The organism is Streptomyces sp. NPDC028722, from assembly GCF_040637655.1.
Lineage (GTDB): Bacteria > Actinomycetota > Actinomycetes > Streptomycetales > Streptomycetaceae > Streptomyces.
Genome location: NZ_JBEZWU010000029.1, coordinates 56,961 through 79,484, shown reverse-complemented (window position 1 = coordinate 79,484; position 22,524 = coordinate 56,961). Strand labels below are relative to the sequence as shown.

Genomic DNA, 22,524 nt, shown 5'->3' with positions numbered 1-22,524 from the left:
TCGCCGCACTGGCGTGATGTTAGCCACAGTCAGGACCCTGAGTCAGTACCCCGGAAGAGACCTTTCCGTGACCTGGGGTGCGCGGTGGCCGAGAACCGACGGGGCCCCGGCCGTCGTACCGCACGGTCGGGGCCCCTGAACGGCCGGTCGGAGGCGTCAGCGGGCGGCGCGGTTGACGGCGGAGACGACCGCCTTCAGCGACGCACGCGTCGTGTTCGCGTCGATGCCGATGCCCCACAGGACCTTGTCGCCGATCGCGCACTCGATGTACGAGGCGGCCTGCGCGGAGGCGCCCTCGCTCATCGTGTGCTCCTGGTAGTCCAGCAGGCGTACGTCGACGCCGACGGACTGGAGGGCGTCGAAGAAGGCCGAGATCGGACCGTTGCCGGAGCCGGTCAGGACGGTGTCCTCGCCGTCGACGGTGGCCTCGACGGTCAGGGTGTCCACCCCGTCCGTGTCGGTCGTGGACTGGCCGGTCTTCAGCTGGACGCGGCCCCACGGGTTGCCGGGGTTCGGCAGGTACTCGTCCTGGAAGACCGCCCAGATGTCCTTCGGCGTGATCTCGCCGCCCTCGGCGTCCGTCTTCGCCTGGATGATCTTCGAGAACTCGATCTGCATGCGGCGCGGCAGTTCCAGCTTGTGGTCGTTCTTCAGGACGTAGGAGACACCGCCCTTGCCGGACTGCGAGTTGACGCGGATGACGGCCTCGTAGGAGCGGCCGACGTCCTTGGGGTCGATCGGCAGGTACGGCACGGCCCACTCGATGTCGTCCACCGTGACGCCCTTGGCCTTCGCGTCGGCCTCCATGGCGTCGAAGCCCTTCTTGATGGCGTCCTGGTGGGAGCCGGAGAAGGACGTGTAGACCAGGTCGCCCACGTACGGGTGGCGCGGGTGGACCTCCATCTGGTTGCAGTACTCCCACGTACGGCGGATCTCGTCGATGTCGGAGAAGTCGATCTGCGGGTCGACGCCCTGGGAGAACAGGTTCATGCCCAGGGTGACCAGGTCGACGTTGCCGGTGCGCTCGCCCTGCCCGAACAGGCAGCCCTCGATGCGGTCGGCGCCGGCCATCAGGGCCAGCTCGGCCGCGGCGACGGCCGTGCCGCGGTCGTTGTGCGGGTGGACGGACAGGCAGACGTACTCACGGCGCGAGAGGTTGCGGTGCATCCACTCGAAGCGGTCCGCGTGCGTGGAGGGGGTGGAACGTTCCACGGTGGCGGGCAGGTTGAGGATGATCTCGCGGCCCGGGCCCGGCTGGTAGACGTCCATGACCGCCTCGCAGACCTCCAGGGCGAAGTCCAGCTCGGTGTCGGTGAAGATCTCGGGGCTGTACTGGTAGCCGAACTCGGTCTCGGGGCCCAGCAGCTTCTCGGCGTACTCCATCACCAGGCGGGTGCCGTCGACGGCGATCTGCTTGATGTCGTCCTTGGAGCCGCGGAAGACGACGCGGCGGAAGACCGGCGCGGTGGCGTTGTACAGGTGGACCGTGGCCCGGCGGGCACCCTTCAGGGACTCCACGGTGCGCTCGATCAGGTCCTCGCGGGCCTGGGTGAGGACGGAGACGGTCACGTCCTCGGGGATCGCGCCCTCCTCCTCGATGATGGAGCGCACGAAGTCGAAGTCGGTCTGGCCGGAGGCGGGGAAGCCGACCTCGATCTCCTTGTAGCCCATCGCGACCAGCTGGTCGAACATCCGGCGCTTGCGTTCGGGCGACATCGGGTCGATCAGGGACTGGTTGCCGTCGCGCAGGTCGGTCGAGAGCCAGCGGGGGGCGGCGGTGATCCGCTTCCCGGGCCAGGTGCGGTCGGCGATGTCGACCTGCTCGTAACGGCCGTACTTGTGGATCGGCATGCGGCTGGGCTGCTGGCGGTTGGCCATGATGCGTAAGGCTCCTCAAGAGGTCCGGAAGGACGGCCGACGACGCAACGCCAAGCTCCGCGGGGAGGGAGTCGGCCTCGACTACAGGCCCTCGCCGCGGCAGCTAAGAAGGAGCAGCCAGGAACGCATGATGCTCCGCAGCCTAGCCGAGCCGCTCCGGGGGCGCGGGCCCGTCCCAGTATGCGGGACCAGCGCCAGCAGTCCATACAAAAGGGACATAAAGTGCGCCGGACCACATCGCCCTACCACAGCGTCACGGAGTGCCGTGCTCCCTGTCCCGGTATTTCACCAATCATGGTGGCAGGTAGTGACATCGACATCACGTAGTGCAATGGTCCGAACATGACGACCCACGGGGGCTTGACGCCCGTCTTCTGCACGATCGTGCCGCCGCACGTCCTCGACCGGCTCGCCCGCCACGAGGACCCCGCGCTCTCCGGCCCGGCCCGCCGGTCCCTGGAGCACGACGCCTACCAGCGCACCAAGCGCCGGCTGACCACGGTCGTCGGCGCACCCGCCGTCGCCGCGCCGGCCGGCACCGCCGCCGACCAGCCGCACCGCACCGTCTACGACGCCGGGCACACCCAGGACCTGCCCGGCGACCGCGTCCGCACGGAGGGCTCCGACCCGGGCTCGGACGCCACCGTCAACCGCGCCTACGCGGGCCTCGGCGCCACCTTCGAGCTGTACCTGAAGGCGTACGGCCGGCACTCCATCGACGACCACGGACTCCCGCTGGACGCCACCGTGCACTTCGGGGAGGGCTACGACAACGCCTTCTGGAACGGCGAGCAGATGGTGTTCGGCGACGGCGACAACGAGATCTTCCTCGACTTCACCATCCCGGTCGACGTCATCGGCCACGAGCTGACCCACGGCGTCACCCAGCACACCGCCAACCTCACCTACTTCGGGCAGCCCGGCGCGCTGAACGAGTCCCTGTCCGACGTCTTCGGCTCGCTGATCAAGCAGTACACGCTCGGCCAGACCGCCGCCGACGCCGACTGGCTGATCGGCGCCGGGCTCCTCGCGCCGCGCGTCACCGGCACCGCCCTGCGCTCGATGAAGGCACCGGGCACGGCGTACGACGACGACGTCCTCGGCAAGGACCCGCAGCCGGCCACCATGGAGGACTACGTCCGCACCAGCCGCGACAACGGCGGTGTGCACATCAACTCGGGCATCCCGAACCACGCCTTTTACCTCGCCGCCACCGCGCTGGGCGGCTACGCCTGGGAGAAGGCCGGCCGGATCTGGTACGACGTGCTCACCGGGGGCCGGCTGAAGAAGGACGCCCAGTTCAGCGACTTCGCCACGCTGACGGTGAAGGCGGCGCGCGAGCGGTACGGCGCGGGGGGCGAACTCCAGGCCGTGCAGAAGGCCTGGGAGGAGGTGGGGGTGCGCACGCTGTAGTTCCGTACTAGACAGGGACCCATGCGTATTCAAGTGCGGCGTACGGGCGGTTTCGCGGGCATCGAGCGCCGGGCGGAGGTCGACACCTCGGACCGATCCGACGCCGACGAGTGGCGGGCCCTGGCCGAACGCGTCCTCGCGTCCGGCCAGGAGACACCACCGGCGGGCGTCCCGGACGGCTTCCGCTACGAGATCACGGTGGACGGCCGCACGGTGTACGCGGCGGACCCCCGGCTCACCGACGAGCAGCGCGAGTTGGTGTCACGGGTGCTGAAGGAGGGCGCCTGACGCCGCCCAGTCCTCGCGGAGGAGCCCGAACTCCACGGTGTCGTGCCACTGCTCCCCCACCCGTACGGCGGCCCGCCGGCGCCCCTCCTCCACGAAGCCCAGGCGCCGGAAGGCGCGCAGGGCCCGCTCGTTCCCGCTCCAGGTGTCCAGTTCGACCCGGCGCAGCCGGCAGGCGCCGAAGAGGTGGCCGAGCAGCAGGCGCAGCGCCTCGGAACCGTGCCCGCCGCCCCAGCGGTCCCGCTCGCCGATGGTGATGCCGACGGTCGCGCGCCCCGCGAACGTGTCCAGGTCGCGGTAGTCGGCCATGCCGATGGGGCGTTCGCCGTCCAGCTCCTCGACGGTGAAGGTGGCCCCGTCCCGGGGGTCCTCGCGCAGCCGGGCCTCGTGGAAGCGCTCCACGGCCTCCCGGGTCACCGGGCCGAAGTGCGGGTGGCCCCCGGTCGCCCAGTGCGCCACCTCCGGGTCGTTGCGCCAGCGCAGCTGGGCGTCCAGGTCGTCGGCGCGCAGGGCGCGGAGTCGTACGAGCTTGCCTTCGAGCATCCGGTGATCATAAGGCGCCCGCTCAACGACCCCGGCGTGCGCGGGCGTTGACGGGGATCACCCGCGGTAAGGATGATCCGGGGATGGCGACTGACGCAGGTGCTCCCCGCCCGGCGGTCCCGGCCCCGGGCGCTCCGGTCCCGCGGTTCCCGGACGGCTTCCTGTGGGGGGTGTCGACCTCCGCGCACCAGATCGAGGGGGCGGCCGGACAGCGGGAGGCGTCCGTCTGGGACGTGTTCACGGCCGAGCCGGGCCGGGTGAAGGACGGCTCGACGGCGGCGGTGGCCTGCGACCACTACCACCGCTACGCCGAGGACGTGGCCCTCCTCGCCGGCCTCGGCGTGGACGCCTACCGCTTCTCCGTCTCCTGGCCCCGGGTGAACTCCCCCGGCGGCCTCGACTTCTACGACCGGCTGGTGGACGAGCTGTGCGCGGCGGGCGTACGGCCCGTGCCCACCCTCTTCCACTGGGACCTGCCCGCCTCGCTGGACTGGCTCCGGCGGGACACCGCCGAGCGGTTCGCCGCGTACGTGGCGGTCGTCGCCGAACGGCTCGGGGACCGCGTCGGCACCTGGATCACCCTCAACGAGCCCGCCGAACACACCCTGCTGGGCCACGCGCTGGGCGTCCACGCGCCGGGCAGGCAGCTCCTCCTCGACGCCCTCCCCGCCGCCCACCACCAGCTCCTCGCCCACGGCCTCGCGGTGCGGGCCCTGCGCGCGGCGGGCGCCACGGACATCGGCATCGCCAACTCCCACGGCCCGACCTGGCCGGCCTCCGCCGAACCGGCCGACACGGAGGCGGCCGGTCTCCACGACCTCCTGCTCAACCGGCTGTTCGCCGAACCGGTCATCCTCGGCCGGTACCCGGAGGGGATGGACGCGCTGATGCCCGGCGACGTGGAGGCCGACCTGCGCGTCATCGCCGAGCCCGTCGACTGGTACGGCGTCAACTACTACGCCCCGACCCGGGTGGGCGCCCCCAGGGACGGCGACAGCGAGTACGGCGGGGTGCGGCTGCCCGCCGGACTCCCCTTCTCCGTGCGGGAGATCGAGGGGCGGCCGGTGACCGACTTCGGCTGGCCGGTGGTGCCCGAGGGACTGACCCAACTCCTGACGGACTTCCGCGACCGCTACGGCGACCGGCTCCCGCCCGTCGTCATCACCGAGAACGGCTGCTCCTACGAGGGCGTCGACGACCGGGAACGCATCGCCTACCTGGACGGCCACATCCGGGCGCTGCACACCGCGCTGGCCGCCGGGGTCGACGTGCGCGGCTACTTCGTGTGGTCCCTGCTGGACAACTTCGAGTGGGCGGAGGGCTACGCCCGCCGGTTCGGGCTCGTCCACGTGGACCGCGAGACGCTGCGGCGCACCCCCAAGGCGTCCTACCACTGGTTCCGGGACCTGCTGCGGGCCCAGCGGTGACGACCGCCCGCGCTCTCGGCCCCTACAGGGCGCCGGCGTCGCGGGCGCTCCACAAGGTGGGGAACAGCGGCCGGTAGCCCAGTTCGCGGCGGATGCGGTCGGTGGAGGCGATCGCGTACCAGGGGTCGGGGTCGGGGTCGGGGCCGTCCGCCGGCGGCTCCACCCCGAGCAGCTGGTGGATCTCCAGCGCCGTCACCGGGGCGTCGTCGGCGATGTTGTGGACCCGGCCGCCGGCGCCGGGGGCGTCCAGCAGGCGCGTCAGGCCCTGGGCGGCGTCGGCGACATGCACGAGGTGGTGCCGCTTGGTGGCCGGCTGGGACGCGGTCCAGCGGGTGATGCCGGGCAGGTGCGGGTCGCCCTCGCCGTAGACGAAGGCGAGCCGGCCCACCCGGACGTCCAGCCCGTCCAGCGCCAGCAGCCCGCGCTCCGCCTCCGCCTTGGACTGCGGGTAGGCCGTCCACAGCGGGCCGCCGCCCGGCACGGTGGGGTCGTCCTCGACCAGCGGCCGTCCGCGCCCGGCGCCGTACACCAGGATGGTGCTGGCCTGCACGAACCGGTGCACCCCGAAGCTGCGGGCCGCCCGGCCCAGCTCCAGCGCGGCGTCCCGGTTGACCGCCCACACCTCCTCGTCCGGCACGCCCCGGAAGGAGGCCGCGATGTTGACCACGGCGTCCACCCCGGTGAGCGCCTTGCCGAGGACGTCGGTGTCGCGCAGGTCGCCGACGACGACCTCGGCGCCGCCCGCGGCGAGACCGGCGGCGCGGGCCTCGTCACGGACGATCACCCGGACCCGCTCCCCGGGCCGGGCCCGCGCGAGCAGCCGGGCGGCGAATCCTCGTCCCACCTGTCCGGTGGCACCGGTGATCAGGGTCAGCATGGTGGTGCTCCTCTCGTTCGGTGCTCCCAGCCTCCGCCGCGGTCGGCGGCGGTGGGAGAGACCTCCCGATCGGGGGACCGGCGCTCCCTGGATAACCCGTGCGGCCTGCCGCACGCTGGAGGGGTGAACCGAGCCGAACTCGCCGACTTCCTGCGCCGTGGCCGTGCCCGCCTGGACCCGGCCGACGTGGGCCTGGCGCCCGGCGCCCGCCGCCGTACCCCCGGGCTGCGCCGGGAGGAGGTGGCCGCGCTGGCCGGGATGTCGGTGGACTACTACACGCGGCTGGAGCAGCGCCGGGGTCCGCGCCCGTCCCGTCAGATGCTCACGGCGCTGGCCCGCGCGCTGCGGCTGACCGACGACGAACGCGACCACCTCTTCCACCTGGTGGGCGAGGAGCCGCCGCGCCGGGACGCGGCCACGGCGCACGTCCGGCCGGGGCTGCTGCTGGTCCTGGACCGGCTGTACGACTCACCGGCGCAGGTGGTCACGGACTGCGGCACGGTGCTGGCGCAGAACGCGCTGGCGAAGGCGCTGGTCGGCGACGCGTCGGCCCGCCCGCCGCGCGAGCGGAACCTGACCCGGCGGTTCTTCCTGGACCCCACGGCCCGCGCGCTCTTCCCGCCCGAGGACCTCCCGGCGCACGCCCGCGACCACGTGGCCAACCTCCGCGCGGTGGCGGCGTCCCGGCCCGACGACCCCGAGCCGGCCGCCCTGGTGGCCGAACTGCGGGCGGGGAGCGAGGAGTTCGCGCGACTGTGGGACCGGCACGAGGTGTCCCGGCGCCGCCCGGCCGTCAAACGCTTCCTGCACCCGGTCGTGGGCCTGCTGGAGCTGGACTGCGAGGTCCTGCTCAGCCACGGCGGCCGGAACCAGCTCGTCCTGCACACGGCCCGCCCGGGCACGGAGTCCCACGACCGCCTCCAGCTTCTGCGGGTGGTGGGCACGCAGGACATGCGGCCGGGCACCACCCCGCTGGGGGAGACCCGGGGCACGGCCCCCTGACGGCCGCGGCCGGGCGGCGACCGGGCTAGAAGCCCAGCTTGCGCAGCTGCTTGGGGTCGCGCTGCCAGTCCTTGGCCACCTTGACGTGCAGGTCCAGGAAGACCGGCGTGCCCAGGAGCGCCTCGATCTGCTTGCGGGACCTGATGCCGACCTCCTTCAGGCGCTTGCCCTTGGGGCCGATGATGATGCCCTTCTGGCTGGGGCGTTCGATGTAGACGTTGGCGTGGATGTCCAGCAGCGGGCGGTCGGCGGGACGGTCCTCGCGGGGCAGCATCTCCTCCACGACCACCGCGATGGAGTGCGGCAGTTCGTCGCGGACGCCCTCCAGGGCGGCCTCGCGGATCAGCTCGGCGACCATCACCTGCTCGGGCTCGTCCGTGAGGTCACCCTCGGGGTAGAGCGCGGGGCTCTCGGGCAGGAGGGGGACCAGCAGGTCGGCGAGCAGGTCGACCTGCTTCGACCCGACCGCCGACACCGGGACGATCTCCGCCCACTCGAAGCCCAGCTCCTTGCTCATCTGGTCGATGGCGATCAGCTGCTCGGCCAGGGCCTTGCTGTCGACGAGGTCGGTCTTGGTGACGACGGCGATCTTGGGGGTCTTCCGGATGCCCGCGAGTTCCTTGGCGATGAACCGGTCGCCGGGGCCGATCTTCTGGTCGGCGGGCAGGCAGAAGCCGATCACGTCGACCTCGGCCCACGTGGTGCGGACGATGTCGTTGAGGCGCTCCCCGAGCAGCGTGCGCGGCTTGTGCAGCCCGGGGGTGTCCACCAGGATCAGCTGCGCGTCCGGGCGGTGCACGATGCCCCGCACGGTGTGCCGGGTCGTCTGGGGGCGGTTGGAGGTGATCGCCACCTTCTGCCCGACCAGAGCGTTCGTGAGGGTGGACTTGCCCGCGTTGGGGCGGCCCACGAAGCAGGCGAAGCCGGCGCGGTGGATGGTCTCCGCCGGCTGCTCGGATGACTGGGTACGAACACTCATGCCGCCCATTCTCCCTGATCCACGAAGCCGCGCCGTACCAGCGTCCGTCCTGATCCACGAACCCGCGCCGTACCGGCGTCCGCGTACGTCTCCCACCCGTGAGCTTCCGGAAACCCGCACGCAACGAAACGTCACGGAAACACACCCGTAGGCGACCGGAAACGCCCACCGGTGACCCTCTGACGAGCCCGCACACCGTTGGAGACGCCCGTGACCCTGGCCGCACCCCACGTGAACACCGGCGACACCGCCTGGCTGCTCGCCGCCACCGCCCTCGTCCTGCTGATGACCCCGGGCCTCGCCCTGTTCTACGGCGGCATGGTCCGCACGAAGAGCGTCCTCAACATGCTGATGATGAGCTTCGTGTCGATCGCCCTGGTCACGGTGGTGTGGCTGGCGGCCGGCTACTCCCTCGCCTTCGGGGACGACTCCTTCGGCGGACTGATCGGCGGCCTGGGGCAGGCCGGCATGAGCGGGCTCGGTCCCGGCAGCGTCCACGGCTCGGTGCCGACCCTGCTCTTCGCCACCTTCCAGCTGACCTTCGCGATCGTCACGGCGGCGCTGATCAGCGGCGCGGTGGCCGACCGCACGCGGTTCGCGGCGTGGCTGGTCTTCGTACCGGTGTGGACGCTGGCCGTGTACGTCCCGGTCACCCACTGGGTGTGGGGCCCCGGCGGCTGGATCCTGGAGCGGCTCGGCGCGCTCGACTTCGCCGGCGGTCTGCCCGTCGAGATCACCTCCGGCGCCTCCGGGCTCGCCCTGTGCCTGGTCCTCGGGCCACGCCTCGGCTTCAAGAAGGACGCCATGCGCCCGCACAACCTGCCGATGGTGGTACTCGGCGCGGGTCTGCTCTGGTTCGGCTGGTTCGGGTTCAACGCGGGCTCCGCGCTCGGCGCGAACGGCCTCGCCGCCGCCGCGTTCCTCAACACGCTCGCCGCCGGCTGCACCGGCCTGCTCGGCTGGCTCTTCGTCGAGCAGCGGCGCGACGGCCACCCGACCACCCTGGGCGCGGCGTCCGGCGCGGTGGCGGGCCTCGTCGCGATCACCCCCTCGTGCGGCACGGTCTCCCTGCTGGGCGCGCTCGCCGTGGGCCTGGCCGCCGGTGTCGTCTGCTCCTACGCGGTGAGCTGGAAGTTCCGGCTGAACTACGACGACTCCCTCGACGTCGTCGGCGTCCACCTGGTCGGCGGCGTGATCGGCACCCTGCTGATCGGCCTGTTCGCCGAGAAGGCGATGACCGGCGGCACCCGGGGACTGTTCTACGGCGGCGGGCTCGCCCCGTTCGGCAGGCAGCTGCTCGCCGTGGTGGTCGTCGCGGCGTACGCGTTCGCGGTGACGTACGGCCTCGGGAAGCTGATCGACCGGGTGCTGGGCCTGCGGGCGAGCGAGGAGCAGGAGCACACCGGGCTGGACCTTACCGTGCACGCCGAGACGGCATACGATCACGGTGTCCTGGGCCATGGCGCCCCGGTCGGCGCCTCCCTCCTCTCCTCCGGCCAGAAGGTCAGCAACCAGGCATGAAGCTCATCACCGCGATCGTCAAGCCGTACCGTCTGGACGAGGTCAAGACCGCCCTCCAGGAACTGGGGGTGCACGGCCTGACCGTGACCGAGGCGAGCGGGTACGGCCGGCAGCGCGGTCACACCGAGGTGTACCGGGGCGCCGAGTACCGCGTCGACCTCGTGCCGAAGGTGCGCATCGAGGTCGTGGTGGAGGACGCGGTCGCCGACGACGTGATCGACGCGGTCGTCAGGGCCGCGCACACCGGGAAGATCGGGGACGGCAAGGTGTGGTCCGTCCCCGTGGAGACGGTCGTACGGGTGCGCACCGGCGAGCGCGGCCCCGACGCGCTCTGACCGGCGGCTCCCCGGGCGGGCCGGGTCAGCCCGCGGGGACGGTGCGGCGGACCGTTCCGTCGGCGCCGGCGAGCAGCACCGGCGTCCCCGCACCGCCGAGATCGGCGACGGCGGCCAGGTCGGCGGCCGGCACGGACTCCGCGTCGCTCACCACGGCCGCCGCCTCCAGCGACGTCGCGCCGGACGCCACGGCCATCGCCACGGCGGTGCGCAGGGCGCTCAGGCTCAGGGAGGCCAGGTCCACCGACCCGGCGACGTACGTACGCCCGGTCTCGTCCCGTACGGCCGCCCCCTCGGGCACGCCGTTGCGGGCCCGGGCCGAACGGGCCAGGGTGACGATCTTGCGGTCCTCGGGGTCAAGCGCGTTGCTCTCGGTCATGCCCAGAGCATACGAAGCCCGGGGGCCGGTCATCCCGCCACGGGGTACATCGCGCCCCGGCGGCCCTCCGGCGAGGCCAGCCACTCCAGCTTGGCCGCGGTGTTCGCCTCGTCCAGCGGGGTGTGCAGCACGATCATCAGATCGGGGCGGGCCGGCACCTTCATCACCGTGGACTCCACGACCAGCAGCCCGACCAGGGGATGGTCCAGCTCCTTGCGGACCTGCCCCTGGTCCTCGATGTCGCGCTCGGCCCACAGCGCCGCGAACTCGGAACTGCGCGCCGACACCTCGGCGAGCACCGCCTGGAACCCGTCGTCGTCCGGCCGCGCCGCGCACGCGGCCCTGAACTGCGCCACGACCGTACGCGCGTTGCGCTCCCAGCTGTTGCTGCGCGAGCGGTACAGCGGATCGGTGAAGAAGTCGACGAGGCAGTTCTGGGTGATGTCCGGCCGCATGCCGAGGACCAGCGTCGCCGCGTCGTTGTACATCACGCAGTTGTAGTACAGGTCCATGATGTGGGCCGGGTACGGCATCCAGGTGTCGATCAGCCGCCGCAGCCCGTCGCACATGTCCGCCCTGCCGGGCACGACCTGGGGCGCGGGCGGGTTCAGCCCGGCCAGCAGGTACAGGTGCCGGCGTTCGGCGTCGCTCAGCCGCAGCACCCGGGCGACGGCGTCGAGGACCTGCGGGGAGACGGAGATGTCCCGCCCCTGCTCCAGCCACTGGTACCAGGAGGCGCCCACGCCGGCGAGCACGGCGACCTCCTCCCGGCGCAGCCCGGGCGTGCGGCGCCGGCCCCCGCCGCCCGGCAGCCCGGCGGCCTCGGGAGTGACCCGGGCCCGCCTGCTCATCAGGAACTCGCGCAACTCGTCACGCCGATGACTCCTCGTCGCCTCCGCAGCAGGCACGTGCCGCTCCTCCCCCGTCGTCTCTGGTGGTGCCACCACCACCATAAGTTCCGACTCCCCACGATTGTTCCGGGCGCCCCAAGCTCGTGCCATGGCGATCGACACCACCACCTCGACCCGGCCCACCGTCCCCGCAGACACACCGCTCGGCCCCCCGCGGTTGTCGACGCGCGACAAGCTCGTCCTCTTCGTGCTGTGCGCCGCCCAGTTCATGGTTGCGCTGGACTTCTCCGTCCTCAACGTGGCCCTGCCCGAGCTGGGTTCGGACCTCGGCATGAGCCGCTCCGCCCTCCAGTGGGCCGTCACCGCGTTCGCGCTGCCCTCCGGCGGCTTCCTGCTCCTCTTCGGCCGCATCGGCGACCTGTACGGCCGCCGCCGGCTGTTCCTGGCCGGCCTGTCCCTGTTCGGCGCGGCCTCGCTGCTGGCGACCCTGGCCTGGGACCCGGCGTCCTTCCTGGCCGGGCGGGCCCTCCAGGGGCTCGGCGCGGCGGCGATCGTCCCGGCCGGCATGTCCCTGCTGACCACGACCTTCCCGGAGGGCCCGGCCCGCGACCGCGCCCTCGGCATCTCCGGCACGCTGCTCTCGCTGGGCTTCACCGTCGGCATGGTCGCCGGCGGTGTGCTGACCGACGCGTTCGGCTGGCGCTCCACCATGGCCCTGCTCACGGTGTTCGCGCTGATCGTGCTGCCGCTGGCCCCGGGCCTGCTGCCGGAGTCGCGCACCCCGGACCGCCCGCGCCTGGACGTGCCCGGCGCGGTCACCGTCACCACCGGTCTGCTGTCGCTGATCTACGCCCTGTCCACGGCCGCAGACCACGGCTTCGGCCGCGCGGACGTCATCACGGCGCTCGCCGCCGGTCTGCTGCTGCTGACCGCGTTCACGGTCGTGGAGTCCCGCTCGGCGGCCCCCCTCGTCTCCCTGCCCATGCTGCGCCGCCGCACGGTGGCCTGGGGCAACGTGGGCGGTCTGGTCACCTTCTCGATGATGTCGACGGTCGTCTTCGTCCTGACCCTGTACTTCCAGGAGGTCCTGCGCCTGTCGGCCTTCGAGACCGGCCTCGTCTTCGGTGTCCAGGGCGTGCTGTCGGCCGTCGCCGGCGGCCTCGCCGCGAAGGTGATCGGCCGCTTCGGTGCCCGCCGCACGCTGGTCGGCTCGCTGGCGGGTCAGGGCGCGCTGATCGCGGCCCTGCTGCCGCTCGACGCCGACACCTGGTCGGTGTGGCTCGCCACGGCCGCCATATCCCTGGCGAGCATGTGCCACCTGGGCGCGATCGTCTCGTACGGCCTGACCGTCACCTCCGGTGTCCCGGACGAGGAACAGGGCCTGGCCACCGGCCTGGTGACGTCCACCCAGCAGGTCGGCATCACGGTCGGCATCCCGGTGCTGGGCGTCCTGGCCACCACCTCCGGCGACCTGCCGGCGGGCGTCCACACGGTCCTCGCCCTCGACGCGGCGATCGTCCTGGCCGCCGCCGTCCTGGTCGGCCTGGGCCTGCGCCGGGCTCAGCCCAGGATCTGAACGCTCCCGCTCCGCGCGGCCGTGCCCACCGCACGGCCGCGCGCGCCGTGGGTCACGCCGTCCCGGCACCGGCCTCTCACGGCCGGTCCAGGCGCAGCCGCTCCGACCTCGGCAGGCCGGCGACGACCAGGTCGTACGAGTCCTCGACCAGGTCCTGCACGAGGCGGTCGGGGAGTCCGGCGTCGGCCGTCACGGTGTTCCAGTGGCGTTTGTTCATGTGCCAGCCCGGCACGATCAGCCCCTCGTGCTCGCCGCGCAGCCGGATCGCGTCCTCGGGGTCGCACTTGAGGTTGACCGTCAGGGGCCGCGCGTCCAGGTGCGTCAGGGCGAACATCCTGCCCAGTACCTTGAAGACCGAGATCTCCGGGCTGAACGGGAAGTCCTCCACGGCGGCGTTGAAGGACAGGCAGAAGGCGCGCAGCTCCTGGGGGGTCATCCGGACCGGCCCTCCCCGGCGACGGCCACGGGGAGCGGCTCCACCAGGACGGTCACGATCTTGTTCCGGCGCCCGGCCGCGGCCTCCGCCGTCAGCTTGAGCCGGCGTCCGTCGGGCAGGTCGACCTCGGCGGACGCGCCCGCGATGGGCACCCGGCCGAGGGCCTTGGCGAGCAGTCCGCCGACGGTCTCCACGTCCTCGTCGTCGTACTCCTCCAGGCCGTACAGCTCGCCGAGGTCGGTGATGTCCAGGCGGGCGGTGACCCGGAAGCGGTCGTCGCCGAGGTCCTCGACCGGCGGGAGTTCCCGGTCGTACTCGTCGGTGATCTCACCGACGATCTCCTCCAGGATGTCCTCGATGGTGACGATCCCGGCGGTGCCGCCGTACTCGTCGATGACGACGGCGACGTGGTTGCGTTCCTTCTGCATCTCGCGCAGCAGGTCGCCGGCGTTCTTGGTGTCGGGCACGAAGACGGCCGGCCGCATGGCCGTGGACACCAGGTCGCCCTCCGCTTCCCGGCTGATGTGCGTCTTGCGGACCAGGTCCTTCAGATACACGACGCCGACGATGTCGTCCTCGCTCTCCCCGGTGACCGGGATCCGGGAGAACCCGGAGCGCAGGGCGAGGGTGAGGGCCTGCCGGATGGTCTTGTACCGCTCGATGACCACGAGGTCGGTGCGCGGCACCATCACCTCGCGCACGAGGGTGTCGCCCAGCTCGAAGACCGAGTGCACCATGCGGCGCTCCTCGTCCTCGATCAGCGACTCCTTCTCGGCGAGGTCGACCAGCGCGCGCAGCTCCGCCTCGGAGGCGAAGGGGCCGCGCCGGAAGCCGCGGCCGGGGGTGAGCGCGTTGCCGATGAGGATCAGCAGCGACGGGATCGGGCCCATCACCCGGGCGAGCGGCAGCAGTACGTAGGCCGCCGCGGTCGCCGTGATCAGCGGATGCTGCCGGCCGATGGTGCGCGGGGAGACACCGACGGCGACGTACGACACGAGCACCATCACGCCGATGGCGACGAGCAGCGCCTGCCAGGTGGCCGTGAACTCCTGGAGGCAGGCGTAGGTCACCAGGGCCGCCGCCGCCATCTCGCAGGCGACACGGACCAGGAGGGCCAGGTTGAGGTAGCGGGTGGGGTCGGCGGCGAGCTGGGCGAGCTTGGCGCTGCCCCGGCGGCCGGACTTGACGGCCTCCTCGGCGCGGAAGCTGGAGACCCGCGCGAGGCCCGCCTCGGCGCATGCGGCGAGCCAGGCGACGACGACCAGCGCGATCGCCCCGAGCACGATCTGCACGGACATGGGCGGCTACGAGACGGTCGGCGCCGGGGAGGGCCCGGTCAGGCCGTGCTCGGCCCGCCACCCGTCCACGATGGCGGCCTGGAGCCCGAACATCTCGGCCTTCTCGTCGGGCTCCTCGTGGTCGTAACCGAGCAGGTGCAGCACACCGTGGACGGTGAGCAGCTGGAGCTCCTCGTCCATGGTGTGCCCCGTCGGCGCTTCGGCTCCCTGCCGGGCGGCGACCTCCGGGCACAGCACGATGTCGCCGAGCAGCCCCTGCGGCGGCTCCTCGTCGTCCTTGGACGGCGGACGCAGCTCGTCCATCGGGAAGGACATGACATCGGTCGGGCCCGGCAGGTCCATCCACTGGATGTGGAGCTGCTCCATGGCGTCGGCGTCCACGACGATCACCGAGAGTTCGGAGAGCGGGTGGATGCGCATCCGCGCGAGCGCGTAGCGGGCGACGTCGAGGATCGCCTGCTCGTCGACCTCGGTACCGGACTCGTTGTTGACGTCGATCGACATGGTCGTGCTGGTCTACTTCCCCTGGGGAGCCTTGGCGCCGGTCCTGCCACGGCCGCCCTTGTGGGTGCCGTTCTCCGTGCCGTGCTGGTTGTCGTACTGCTCGTACGCGTCGACGATACGGCCCACCAGCTTGTGCCGGACGACATCCTGGGACGACAGCCGGGAGAAATGGACGTCGTCCACCCCTTCGAGGATCTCCTGCACCTGTCGCAGACCCGACTTCTGCCCGTTGGGCAGGTCGACCTGCGTCACGTCACCCGTGATGACGATCTTCGACTCGAAGCCGAGGCGGGTGAGGAACATCTTCATCTGCTCGGGGCTCGTGTTCTGGGCCTCGTCCAGGATGATGAAGGCGTCGTTGAGCGTGCGTCCGCGCATGTACGCGAGCGGCGCGACCTCGATCGTCCCGGCGGCCATGAGCCGCGGGATGGAGTCCGGGTCGAGCATGTCGTGCAGCGCGTCGTACAGCGGGCGCAGATAGGGGTCGATCTTCTCGTAGAGGGTGCCCGGCAGGAACCCGAGCCGCTCACCGGCCTCGACCGCCGGCCGGGTCAGGATGATCCGGTTGACCTGCTTGGACTGGAGGGCCTGGACGGCCTTGGCCATGGCCAGGTAGGTCTTGCCGGTGCCGGCGGGACCGATGCCGAAGACGATCGTGTGCTTGTCGATGGCGTCGACGTAGCGCTTCTGGTTGAGGGTCTTGGGGCGGATCGTGCGACCGCGTGAGGACAGGATGTTCTGCGTCAGTACCTGCGCCGGGGTCTCCGGCCCGTCGCTCGTCCCGTTCTCGCTCGACTTGAGCATGGCGATCGAGCGTTCCACAGCGTCCTCCGTCATCGGCTGCCCGGTGCGGAGCACCAGCATCATCTCGTCGAACACGCGCGCGATCAGGGCGACGTCGACCGGGTCGCCCGCCGCGCTGATCTCATTGCCCCGGACGTGGATGTCGGCCGCCGGGAAGGCCCTCTCGATCACCCGCAGGAGGGCGTCGCCCGAGCCCAGCACGGTCACCATCGGGTGCTGCGCGGGGACGGTGAACTGCGCTCTCGCCTGCTCCTGCGCGGGGGTGTGAGCTGTGGGTGTCTCTGTCATGGGCCGGCGCTGAAGGCCTGCGCTTCCTCCTCGTCACGGCCGCGTCGCTGTGGGCGGCCTCGCGGTATCAAGAGTACGACGCGGGACCGACAACACCGAAGGTCTTTTCGCACAACGCCTCACCCGGAGCCGGGGTCCGCCGGTCCCCGGCGGGTCAGCCGGAGCGCCGGAAACCGATGGTCGGCACCGCCCGGCGCAGCGGCCACAGCCGGTCCGGCTCCCGCGGGACGAGCCCGTCGAGGAACGCGTACCGCCGCAGCGCCCTGGGTTCCTGGCCCGGGAGGGACTGCACCCGGCGCCACCAAGCCCCGATCTCCGACCAGCCCGGCGCGGAGAGCGACCCGCCGAACTCCTGCACCGACAGCGCGGCGGTGAGTCCCGCGAAGGCCAGCCGGTCGGCCAGCGGCCAGCCCGCCAGCGACCCCGTCACGAACCCGGCGACGAACACGTCGCCCGCCCCCGTCGGATCGAGCGCCTCCACCGCGATCGCCGGCACCTCCGCCGTCTCGCCCGTACGCCGGTCCACGGCGTACGCCCCCTGCGCCCCCAGCGTCACCACGGCCACCGGCACCCGCTCGGTCAGGGCGCGCGCGGCGGCCCGCGGGCAGTCCGCGCCCGTGTACCGCATGGCCTCCTCCGCGTTGGGCAGGAACGCCTCGCAGTGCTCCAGGTCGGCCAGTCCGCCCAGGTCCCACGCGCCCGTGTCGTCCCAGCCGACGTCGGCGAAGATCCGGGTGCCCGTCCGCGCGGCCTGCGCGAGCCACGGGGCCCGGGCGCCGGGCGTGAGGGAGGCGACGGCCGCCCGCGCGGGGGGCGGGCAGTCCGGCGCCGGCTCCCCGGGCGGCGGCTCGTGCCCGTGGGAGACCATGGTCCGCTCCCCCTCGTACGCCATGGAGACGGTCACCGGGGAGTGCCAGCCGGGCACGGTCCGCGAGGCCGACAGGTCGATGCCCTCGCCCTGGGCGAGCGCGTCCCAGCAGTACTCGCCGTAGTGGTCGTCGCCGAAGGCCGCGGCGAGGGAGGTGCGCAGGCCGAGCCGGGCCAGGGCGGCGGCCATGTTGGCGACGCCGCCGGGGCTGGACCCCATGCCCCGGGCCCAGGACTCGGTGCCGCGCACGGGCGCCGAGTCGAGGCCGGTGAAGACGATGTCGAGGAAGACCGTGCCGGTCAGATACACGTCCCAGGGCGGGTCACCCGGGGCGCGCAGCGCGGCGAGCGGGTCGACCTGGGTCTGGCCGCGCGCGGCCTGCGTGAGGTGTTCCGGTTCCTCTCCGGTGGCCGTGTGCAACGGGGTCACGGTGCGCTCCCTGACGGTGGTGCGGTTCTGGCCAGTGTGCACCAGGCCACGCCCCGGAACGCCGTACGCCCGCGGTCACCAGCGGGGCATCGCCGGGGTCCGCCAGTCCGGTTCGGCCACCCGCATCGCCGCCGCGTCGTCGCGGTCCCGGTACCCGCCGTCGTCCGCGGCCCACCGCCGGTGCAGCCGGGCCAGTTCGTCGCGGTCCAGCTCCACGCCGAGACCGGGGGCGTCGCCCACCGCGATCCGGCCGCCCTCGAAGGCGAGCCGCTCGGTGAGGACGTCCTCGGACTGCCAGGGGTAGTGGGAGTCGCACGCGTGGCGCAGGCCGGGGACCGTGGACGCCACCTGGGTCATGGCGGCGAGGCTGATGCCCAGGTGGGTGTTGGAGTGCATGGACACCCCGACCCCGAAGGCGGCGCAGATCGCGGCGAGGTGCTGGGTGTTGCGCAGCCCGCCCCAGTAGTGGTGGTCGGAGAGGACGACCTGCACGGCGCGCCGTTCGAACGCCTCCCTGATCTCGCCGAAGGTCGTCACGCACATGTTGGTCGCGAGGGGGACGTCCGTGCCCGCGGCCACGGCGGCCATCTGGGGGGTGCCCAGCGTCGGGTCCTCCAGGTACTCCAGGACGTCCCCGAGTTCCTCCGCCACCTTCAGCGAGGTCGCCACCGACCAGGCGCCGTTGGGGTCCAGGCGCAGCGGATGCCCGGGGAAGGCCTCGGCGAGGGCGCGTACGGCGGCGGTCTCCTCCTCGGGCGGGAGGACACCGCCCTTGAGCTTGAAGGAGCCGAAGCCGTGCAGCTCCCGGAGCCGGCGTGCCTGTGCCACCACCCCGGCCGGGTCGAGGGCGGGTCCCCACTCGTCCGGCTCGGCCGGTACGCCCGCCGGGTGGGCGGCCCACTTGTAGAAGAGATAGGCGCTGTACTCGACGGCGTCCCGGACCTTGCCGCCGAGCAGCGCGTGCACGGGCAGTCCGAGCGCCCTGCCCTGGGCGTCGAGGCAGGCGACCTCGAAGGCGGAGAGCACGGACAGCCGCAGTTTGTCGGCGCTCTGCACCCCGCGCAGCCCGCCGGCGTCCGCCTGGCCCTCGACGCGGGAGGCGTCCACGGCGAGGTCGATCCCGAACAGGCCGTTCACGTCCGTGACCGAGCGGCCGGTGAGCCGCTCGGCCAGCGGCCGGGCCAGTTCCAGGTACTTGGTGTCGCCGTAGGTCTCGCCGAGCCCGGTGATCCCGTCGGCGGTCACGACCTCCACGATCAGCCGGGGGGTGTACGGCTGGTGGACACCCTGGGTGTTGAGCAGCGGCGGGTCGGCGACCAGGATCGGTGTCAGCCGCACCTCGGTGATGGTCAGGTCACGGGTCACAGGGAGGCTCCCACGAGGTCGAGTCCGGTGGTGAGGAGGGCCTTCAGGGCGGCGAGGTCGGCGGGCGCGGGATCGGCGAGCGGGGCGCGTACGGGACCGACCGGCCGTCCGCGCAGCCGGGCCGCCGCCTTCACCAGGGACACGGCGTATCCGGGTGCGCGGTCGCGCAGTTCGACGAAGGGGACGTAGAAACCGCGCAGCAGCGCGTCGACGGTGCCGTGGTCCTCCTCGTTCAGCGCGGTGCGGAAGGCGCCGGCGATCTCGGGCGCGAAGGCGTGGACGGCGGAGGAGTAGGCGGGGACGCCGACGGCCGCGTAGGCGCGGGCCTGGATCTCGGCGGTGGCGGCGCCGTTGAAGAAGAGGAAGCCGTCGGGTGCGGCGAGGGTGAGGCGCTGGAGGCGGTCGAGGTCGCTGTGGCCGTCCTTGAGGCCGATGACGCCGGGGACGCGCGCGATGCGCCGCAACGCGTCCACGCCGTAGGCGACCTGGCCGCGCTGATAGGCGATCAGGGGCAGCCGGGTGCGGGCGGCGAGCTGTTCCAGCTGGGCGGCGAGGCCGTCCTGCGGGGCGTCGACCAGGTAGTGCGGCAGCACCAGCAGGGCGTCGGCGCCGGCCTCCTCGGCGATCCGCGCGAACCGGGCGGCCTGCGCCCAGCCGTATCCGGTGCCGGCGACGACGGGCACCGCGTCCCCCGCCCGGGCGCCCGCGCCGCGGGCCGCCTCCTCGACGGCGACGGAGACGACCGTGCGGTACTCGTCCTCGTCCAGGGAGAAGAACTCGCCGGTGCCGCAGGCCGGGAAGAGGGCGCCGGGCCCGGCGGCGAGCTGGCCGGCGGCATGGGCGCGGAAGCCGTCGGGGTCGAGGGTGCCGTCGTCGTGGAAGGCGGTGAGCGGGAAGGACAGCACGCCCCGCGCCATCCCCTCCCGCAGCCGCCGCGCCACGTCCTGCGGAGCCGGGTCGCCGTCCACTGGACCATCCCCTCTTGTGAATGCAGGTCACATATAAGAACGGAGGTTAGACGGTCGTCCCCCGGTCCGCCATCCCCGGACGTCATGGTGACCCGGATCACCTCCGGCGGGGAGACCTCCGCCGGAGCGGCGGGGCGCCTACGCCACCGCGTCGCCGAACTCGTAGGCGTCGACCTCGGCGAGGCAGCGCGCCCTGCGGTCCTCGTCGTCCTCCAGGAAGGAGGCGAGGAAGGAGTTGCGGGCCAGTTCGCGCAGCCGCTCCCGGGACAGGCCGAGGACCGTGCCCACCGCCGCGAAGTTGTCACCGGCGTACCCGCCGAAGTACGCGGGGTCGTCGGAGTTGACCGTGCACAGCAGCCCGGCGTCGAGCATGGCCGGCAGCGGATGGTCCGCCAGGGTGTCCACGGCGCGCAGCCGGACGTTGGACAGCGGGCACAGGGTGAGCGGGATCCGGTCCCGGACCAGCCGCTCGACCAGCGCCGGGTCCTCCAGGCAGCGCAGACCGTGGTCGACGCGCTCCACACCGAGCACGTCCAGGGCCTCGGTGATGTACTCCGGCGGCCCCTCCTCCCCGGCGTGCGCGACGCGGCGCAGCCCGAGCGCGGCGGCGGCCTCGTACACCTCGCGGAACTTCACCGGCGGATGCCCGACCTCGGCGGAGTCCAGGCCCACCCCGGTGATCCGGTCCAGGTAGGGCTTGGCGGCCTCCAGGGCCGCCAGGGCCGACTCGGCGGACTCGTCGCGCAGGAAGCACATGATCAGCCGGGTGGAGACGCCGTGCCGCTCCTCGCCGCGGCCGAGCGCCCGCCACAGCCCCTCCACGACCGTGCCCATGGCCACGCCCCGGGCCAGGTGGGCCTGCGGGTCGAAGAAGATCTCGGCGTGCCGCACGCCCTGCGCGGCGGCGCGGGCGAGGTAGGCGTCGGCCAGGTCGGCGAAGTCCTGCTCGGTGCGCAGGACGGCCATCAGCTCGTAGTACAGGTTGAGGAAGGACTGGAGGTCCTCGAACCGGTAGGCCTCACGGAGCGCGTCCGTGTCGGCGTACGGCAGTTCGACGCCGTTGCGCGCGGCCAGCGCGAACGCCAGCTCGGGCTCCAGGGTGCCTTCGACATGGAGGTGCAGTTCTGCTTTGGGGAGGGGCATCAAAGCATCGTACGGGTGCTTTACCGCCGTTTCGGAACCGGTACGCGGAGCAGGTCGTGGGCCACGGTCAGCTCGCCCCCGAAGCCCGCCGCCCGCGCCTGCCGCTCGAACTCCTCCGGGTCGGTGTAGCGCTGGCTGAAGTGGGTCAGGACCAGGTGCCGTACGCCGGCGTCGCGCGCCACCCGGGCGGCCTGGCCGGCGGTGAGATGCCCGTGCTCGACCGCCAGCGCCTCGTCCTCGTCGAGGAACGTGGACTCGATGACGAGCAGGTCGCAGCCCTCCGCGAGCGCGTGGACCCCGTCGCAGAGCCGGGTGTCCATGACGAACGCGAACCGCTGCCCGCGCCGCACCTCGCTGACGTCCTCCAGCGACACGTCCCCGACCCGGCCCGCGCGCTGGAGCACGCCGACGTCCGGGCCCCTGACCCCGAGCGCGGCCAGCCGGTCGGGCAGCATGCGGCGGCCGTCCGGTTCGACGAGCCGGTAGCCGTAGGACTCGACGGGGTGGGAGAGCCTGCGGGCCTCCACGGTGTACGACGGGGTCACGGCGAGGACGCCGTCGGCGTCGACCGGGGCCTCGGTGAGGCGGACCGTCTCCCGGTAGGCGGTCGCGTGGCGCAGGCGGTCGAAGTACATCTGGCCGGAGCGCGGGTAGTGCGCGGTGACCTCGTGCGGCACCCGGTCGAGGTTGATCCGCTGGATGACTCCCGCCAGGCCCAGCGAGTGGTCGCCGTGGAAGTGCGTGACGCAGATCCGGTTCAGGTCGTGGGCGGCGACCCCGGCGCGCAGCATCTGCCGCTGAGTGCCCTCGCCGGGGTCGAACAGGATGCCCTCGCCGTCCCACCGCAGCAGGTAGCCGTTGTGATTGCGGTGCCGGGTGGGGACCTGGCTGGCGGTGCCGAGGACCACCAGTTCACGGACGGACACGGTGCCGGCTCCGCCCTATCCGGGGGGCCACTGGAGACCGCGGCCGCCCAGGACGTGGGCGTGGGCGTGCCAGACGGTCTGGCCGGCGCCGGAACCGGTGTTGAAGACGGTGCGGTAACTGTCCAGGGCCTCCCCCTCGGCCACGGCCCGGGTCTCGGCGAGGACGTCGGCCGCGAGCTGCGGGGCGCCGGCGGCCAGGGCGGCGGCGTTCTCGTAGTGGGCCTTGGGGATCACCAGGACGTGGGTGGGCGCCTGGGGGTTTATGTCGCGGAACGCCAGGGTCGTCTCGGTCTCACGGACGATCGTCGCCGGGATGTCTCCCGCCACGATCTTGCAGAACAGGCAGTCGTCCTGCGGTTCGCCGGCCATGCGTGTGCCTCCTGTGATCAATACCGTGGGCATCGTAGTGGTTCGGGTGCGGGCGGCCGT

Annotated in this window: 23 protein-coding genes; 7 read left to right on the top strand and 16 right to left on the bottom strand. The window is 72.6% G+C overall.

The window, feature by feature from the left end; translation table 11 throughout:
* Positions 1-156 precede the first annotated feature (156 nt).
* Positions 157-1,878: a 2-isopropylmalate synthase gene (gene leuA / locus AB0F03_RS31880; protein WP_356816229.1), complete on the bottom strand. Its 1,722-nt coding sequence runs from the start codon at positions 1,876-1,878 to the stop codon at positions 157-159.
* A gap of 342 nt (positions 1,879-2,220) precedes the next feature.
* On the opposite strand from leuA, the gene AB0F03_RS31875 reads away from it, so the two are divergent.
* Positions 2,221-3,291: a M4 family metallopeptidase gene (locus AB0F03_RS31875; protein WP_361998292.1), complete on the top strand. Its 1,071-nt coding sequence runs from the start codon at positions 2,221-2,223 to the stop codon at positions 3,289-3,291.
* Positions 3,292-3,312: 21 nt separating this feature from the next.
* Positions 3,313-3,579 carry a protealysin inhibitor emfourin gene (locus tag AB0F03_RS31870; RefSeq protein ID WP_361998289.1) on the top strand — a complete coding sequence of 89 codons (267 nt, stop codon included), beginning with the start codon at positions 3,313-3,315 and terminating at the stop codon, positions 3,577-3,579.
* Here AB0F03_RS31870 and AB0F03_RS31865 read toward each other — a convergent pair.
* Entirely contained in the window at positions 3,553-4,119 is a 567-nt protein-coding gene (locus tag AB0F03_RS31865; protein WP_361998286.1) for a GNAT family protein, read from the bottom strand. The genes AB0F03_RS31870 and AB0F03_RS31865 overlap by 27 nt on opposite strands.
* An 83-nt stretch (positions 4,120-4,202) precedes the next feature.
* Between AB0F03_RS31865 and AB0F03_RS31860 the strand changes: the two genes are divergently transcribed.
* Entirely contained in the window at positions 4,203-5,546 is a 1,344-nt protein-coding gene (locus tag AB0F03_RS31860) for a GH1 family beta-glucosidase (protein WP_361998284.1), read from the top strand.
* A 22-nt stretch (positions 5,547-5,568) separates the two neighbouring features.
* Here AB0F03_RS31860 and AB0F03_RS31855 read toward each other — a convergent pair whose 3' ends face one another.
* Entirely contained in the window at positions 5,569-6,423 is an 855-nt protein-coding gene (locus tag AB0F03_RS31855; protein ID WP_361998282.1) for an NAD(P)-dependent oxidoreductase, read from the bottom strand.
* Positions 6,424-6,546: 123 nt separating this feature from the next.
* Here AB0F03_RS31855 and AB0F03_RS31850 point away from each other — a divergent pair, with 123 nt between their 5' ends.
* On the top strand, positions 6,547-7,425 hold the full coding sequence (locus AB0F03_RS31850) for a helix-turn-helix transcriptional regulator (protein ID WP_361998279.1): 879 nt from the start codon (positions 6,547-6,549) through the stop codon (positions 7,423-7,425).
* A gap of 25 nt (positions 7,426-7,450) precedes the next feature.
* Here the strand turns inward: AB0F03_RS31850 and era are convergent, their stop codons facing one another.
* Positions 7,451-8,404, bottom strand: a complete 954-nt coding sequence (gene era / locus AB0F03_RS31845; RefSeq protein ID WP_356816236.1) for a GTPase Era — start codon at positions 8,402-8,404, stop codon at positions 7,451-7,453.
* A gap of 210 nt (positions 8,405-8,614) precedes the next feature.
* Between era and AB0F03_RS31840 the strand changes: the two genes are divergently transcribed.
* On the top strand, positions 8,615-9,925 hold the full coding sequence (locus AB0F03_RS31840) for an ammonium transporter (protein ID WP_361998275.1): 1,311 nt from the start codon (positions 8,615-8,617) through the stop codon (positions 9,923-9,925).
* Entirely contained in the window at positions 9,922-10,260 is a 339-nt protein-coding gene (locus AB0F03_RS31835; RefSeq protein ID WP_361998273.1) for a P-II family nitrogen regulator, read from the top strand. The genes AB0F03_RS31840 and AB0F03_RS31835 overlap by 4 nt, the downstream gene beginning before the upstream one ends.
* 25 nt (positions 10,261-10,285) lie before the next feature.
* On the opposite strand, the gene AB0F03_RS31830 is transcribed toward AB0F03_RS31835, so the two are convergent.
* Together AB0F03_RS31830 and AB0F03_RS31825 are read right to left on the bottom strand one after the other, a co-directional pair.
* Positions 10,286-10,639 carry a cytidine deaminase gene (locus tag AB0F03_RS31830; RefSeq protein WP_361998270.1) on the bottom strand — a complete coding sequence of 118 codons (354 nt, stop codon included), beginning with the start codon at positions 10,637-10,639 and terminating at the stop codon, positions 10,286-10,288.
* Positions 10,640-10,668: 29 nt separating this feature from the next.
* Positions 10,669-11,490 carry a helix-turn-helix transcriptional regulator gene (locus AB0F03_RS31825; RefSeq protein WP_361998372.1) on the bottom strand — a complete coding sequence of 274 codons (822 nt, stop codon included), beginning with the start codon at positions 11,488-11,490 and terminating at the stop codon, positions 10,669-10,671.
* A gap of 148 nt (positions 11,491-11,638) precedes the next feature.
* Here AB0F03_RS31825 and AB0F03_RS31820 point away from each other — a divergent pair, with 148 nt between their 5' ends.
* Positions 11,639-13,066 (top strand): MFS transporter, encoded by a 1,428-nt coding sequence (locus AB0F03_RS31820; protein WP_361998267.1) that lies wholly within the window; start codon positions 11,639-11,641, stop codon positions 13,064-13,066.
* 76 nt (positions 13,067-13,142) lie between these two features.
* On the opposite strand, the gene AB0F03_RS31815 is transcribed toward AB0F03_RS31820, so the two are convergent.
* From AB0F03_RS31815 to AB0F03_RS31770, 10 genes are all read right to left on the bottom strand, one after another.
* A complete protein-coding gene (locus AB0F03_RS31815; protein ID WP_361998265.1) occupies positions 13,143-13,502 on the bottom strand; it encodes an MmcQ/YjbR family DNA-binding protein in 360 nt (119 codons plus the stop codon).
* On the bottom strand, positions 13,499-14,800 hold the full coding sequence (locus AB0F03_RS31810) for a hemolysin family protein (protein WP_361998262.1): 1,302 nt from the start codon (positions 14,798-14,800) through the stop codon (positions 13,499-13,501). The genes AB0F03_RS31815 and AB0F03_RS31810 overlap by 4 nt, the downstream gene beginning before the upstream one ends.
* 6 nt (positions 14,801-14,806) lie before the next feature.
* Positions 14,807-15,304 carry an rRNA maturation RNase YbeY gene (ybeY, locus tag AB0F03_RS31805; RefSeq protein WP_361998259.1) on the bottom strand — a complete coding sequence of 166 codons (498 nt, stop codon included), beginning with the start codon at positions 15,302-15,304 and terminating at the stop codon, positions 14,807-14,809.
* A gap of 12 nt (positions 15,305-15,316) precedes the next feature.
* Complete coding sequence (locus AB0F03_RS31800) at positions 15,317-16,396, bottom strand: PhoH family protein (RefSeq protein WP_361998257.1); 1,080 nt, start codon at positions 16,394-16,396, stop codon at positions 15,317-15,319.
* A 154-nt stretch (positions 16,397-16,550) separates the two neighbouring features.
* Entirely contained in the window at positions 16,551-17,684 is a 1,134-nt protein-coding gene (locus AB0F03_RS31795) for a PfkB family carbohydrate kinase (protein ID WP_361998369.1), read from the bottom strand.
* Between the two features lie 84 nt (positions 17,685-17,768).
* On the bottom strand, positions 17,769-19,058 hold the full coding sequence (locus tag AB0F03_RS31790) for a glucarate dehydratase family protein (protein WP_361998254.1): 1,290 nt from the start codon (positions 19,056-19,058) through the stop codon (positions 17,769-17,771).
* A complete protein-coding gene (locus AB0F03_RS31785; RefSeq protein ID WP_361998367.1) occupies positions 19,055-19,975 on the bottom strand; it encodes a 5-dehydro-4-deoxyglucarate dehydratase in 921 nt (306 codons plus the stop codon). Before AB0F03_RS31785 ends, AB0F03_RS31790 begins: the two co-directional genes overlap by 4 nt.
* A gap of 189 nt (positions 19,976-20,164) precedes the next feature.
* On the bottom strand, positions 20,165-21,169 hold the full coding sequence (locus AB0F03_RS31780) for an adenosine deaminase (protein ID WP_361998251.1): 1,005 nt from the start codon (positions 21,167-21,169) through the stop codon (positions 20,165-20,167).
* 20 nt (positions 21,170-21,189) lie between these two features.
* Positions 21,190-22,095, bottom strand: coding sequence for a ribonuclease Z (locus tag AB0F03_RS31775; RefSeq protein WP_361998248.1), 906 nt, complete (start codon positions 22,093-22,095; stop codon positions 21,190-21,192).
* A 15-nt stretch (positions 22,096-22,110) separates the two neighbouring features.
* On the bottom strand, positions 22,111-22,464 hold the full coding sequence (locus AB0F03_RS31770; RefSeq protein ID WP_361998246.1) for a histidine triad nucleotide-binding protein: 354 nt from the start codon (positions 22,462-22,464) through the stop codon (positions 22,111-22,113).
* Between the last annotated feature and the right edge of the window lie 60 nt (positions 22,465-22,524).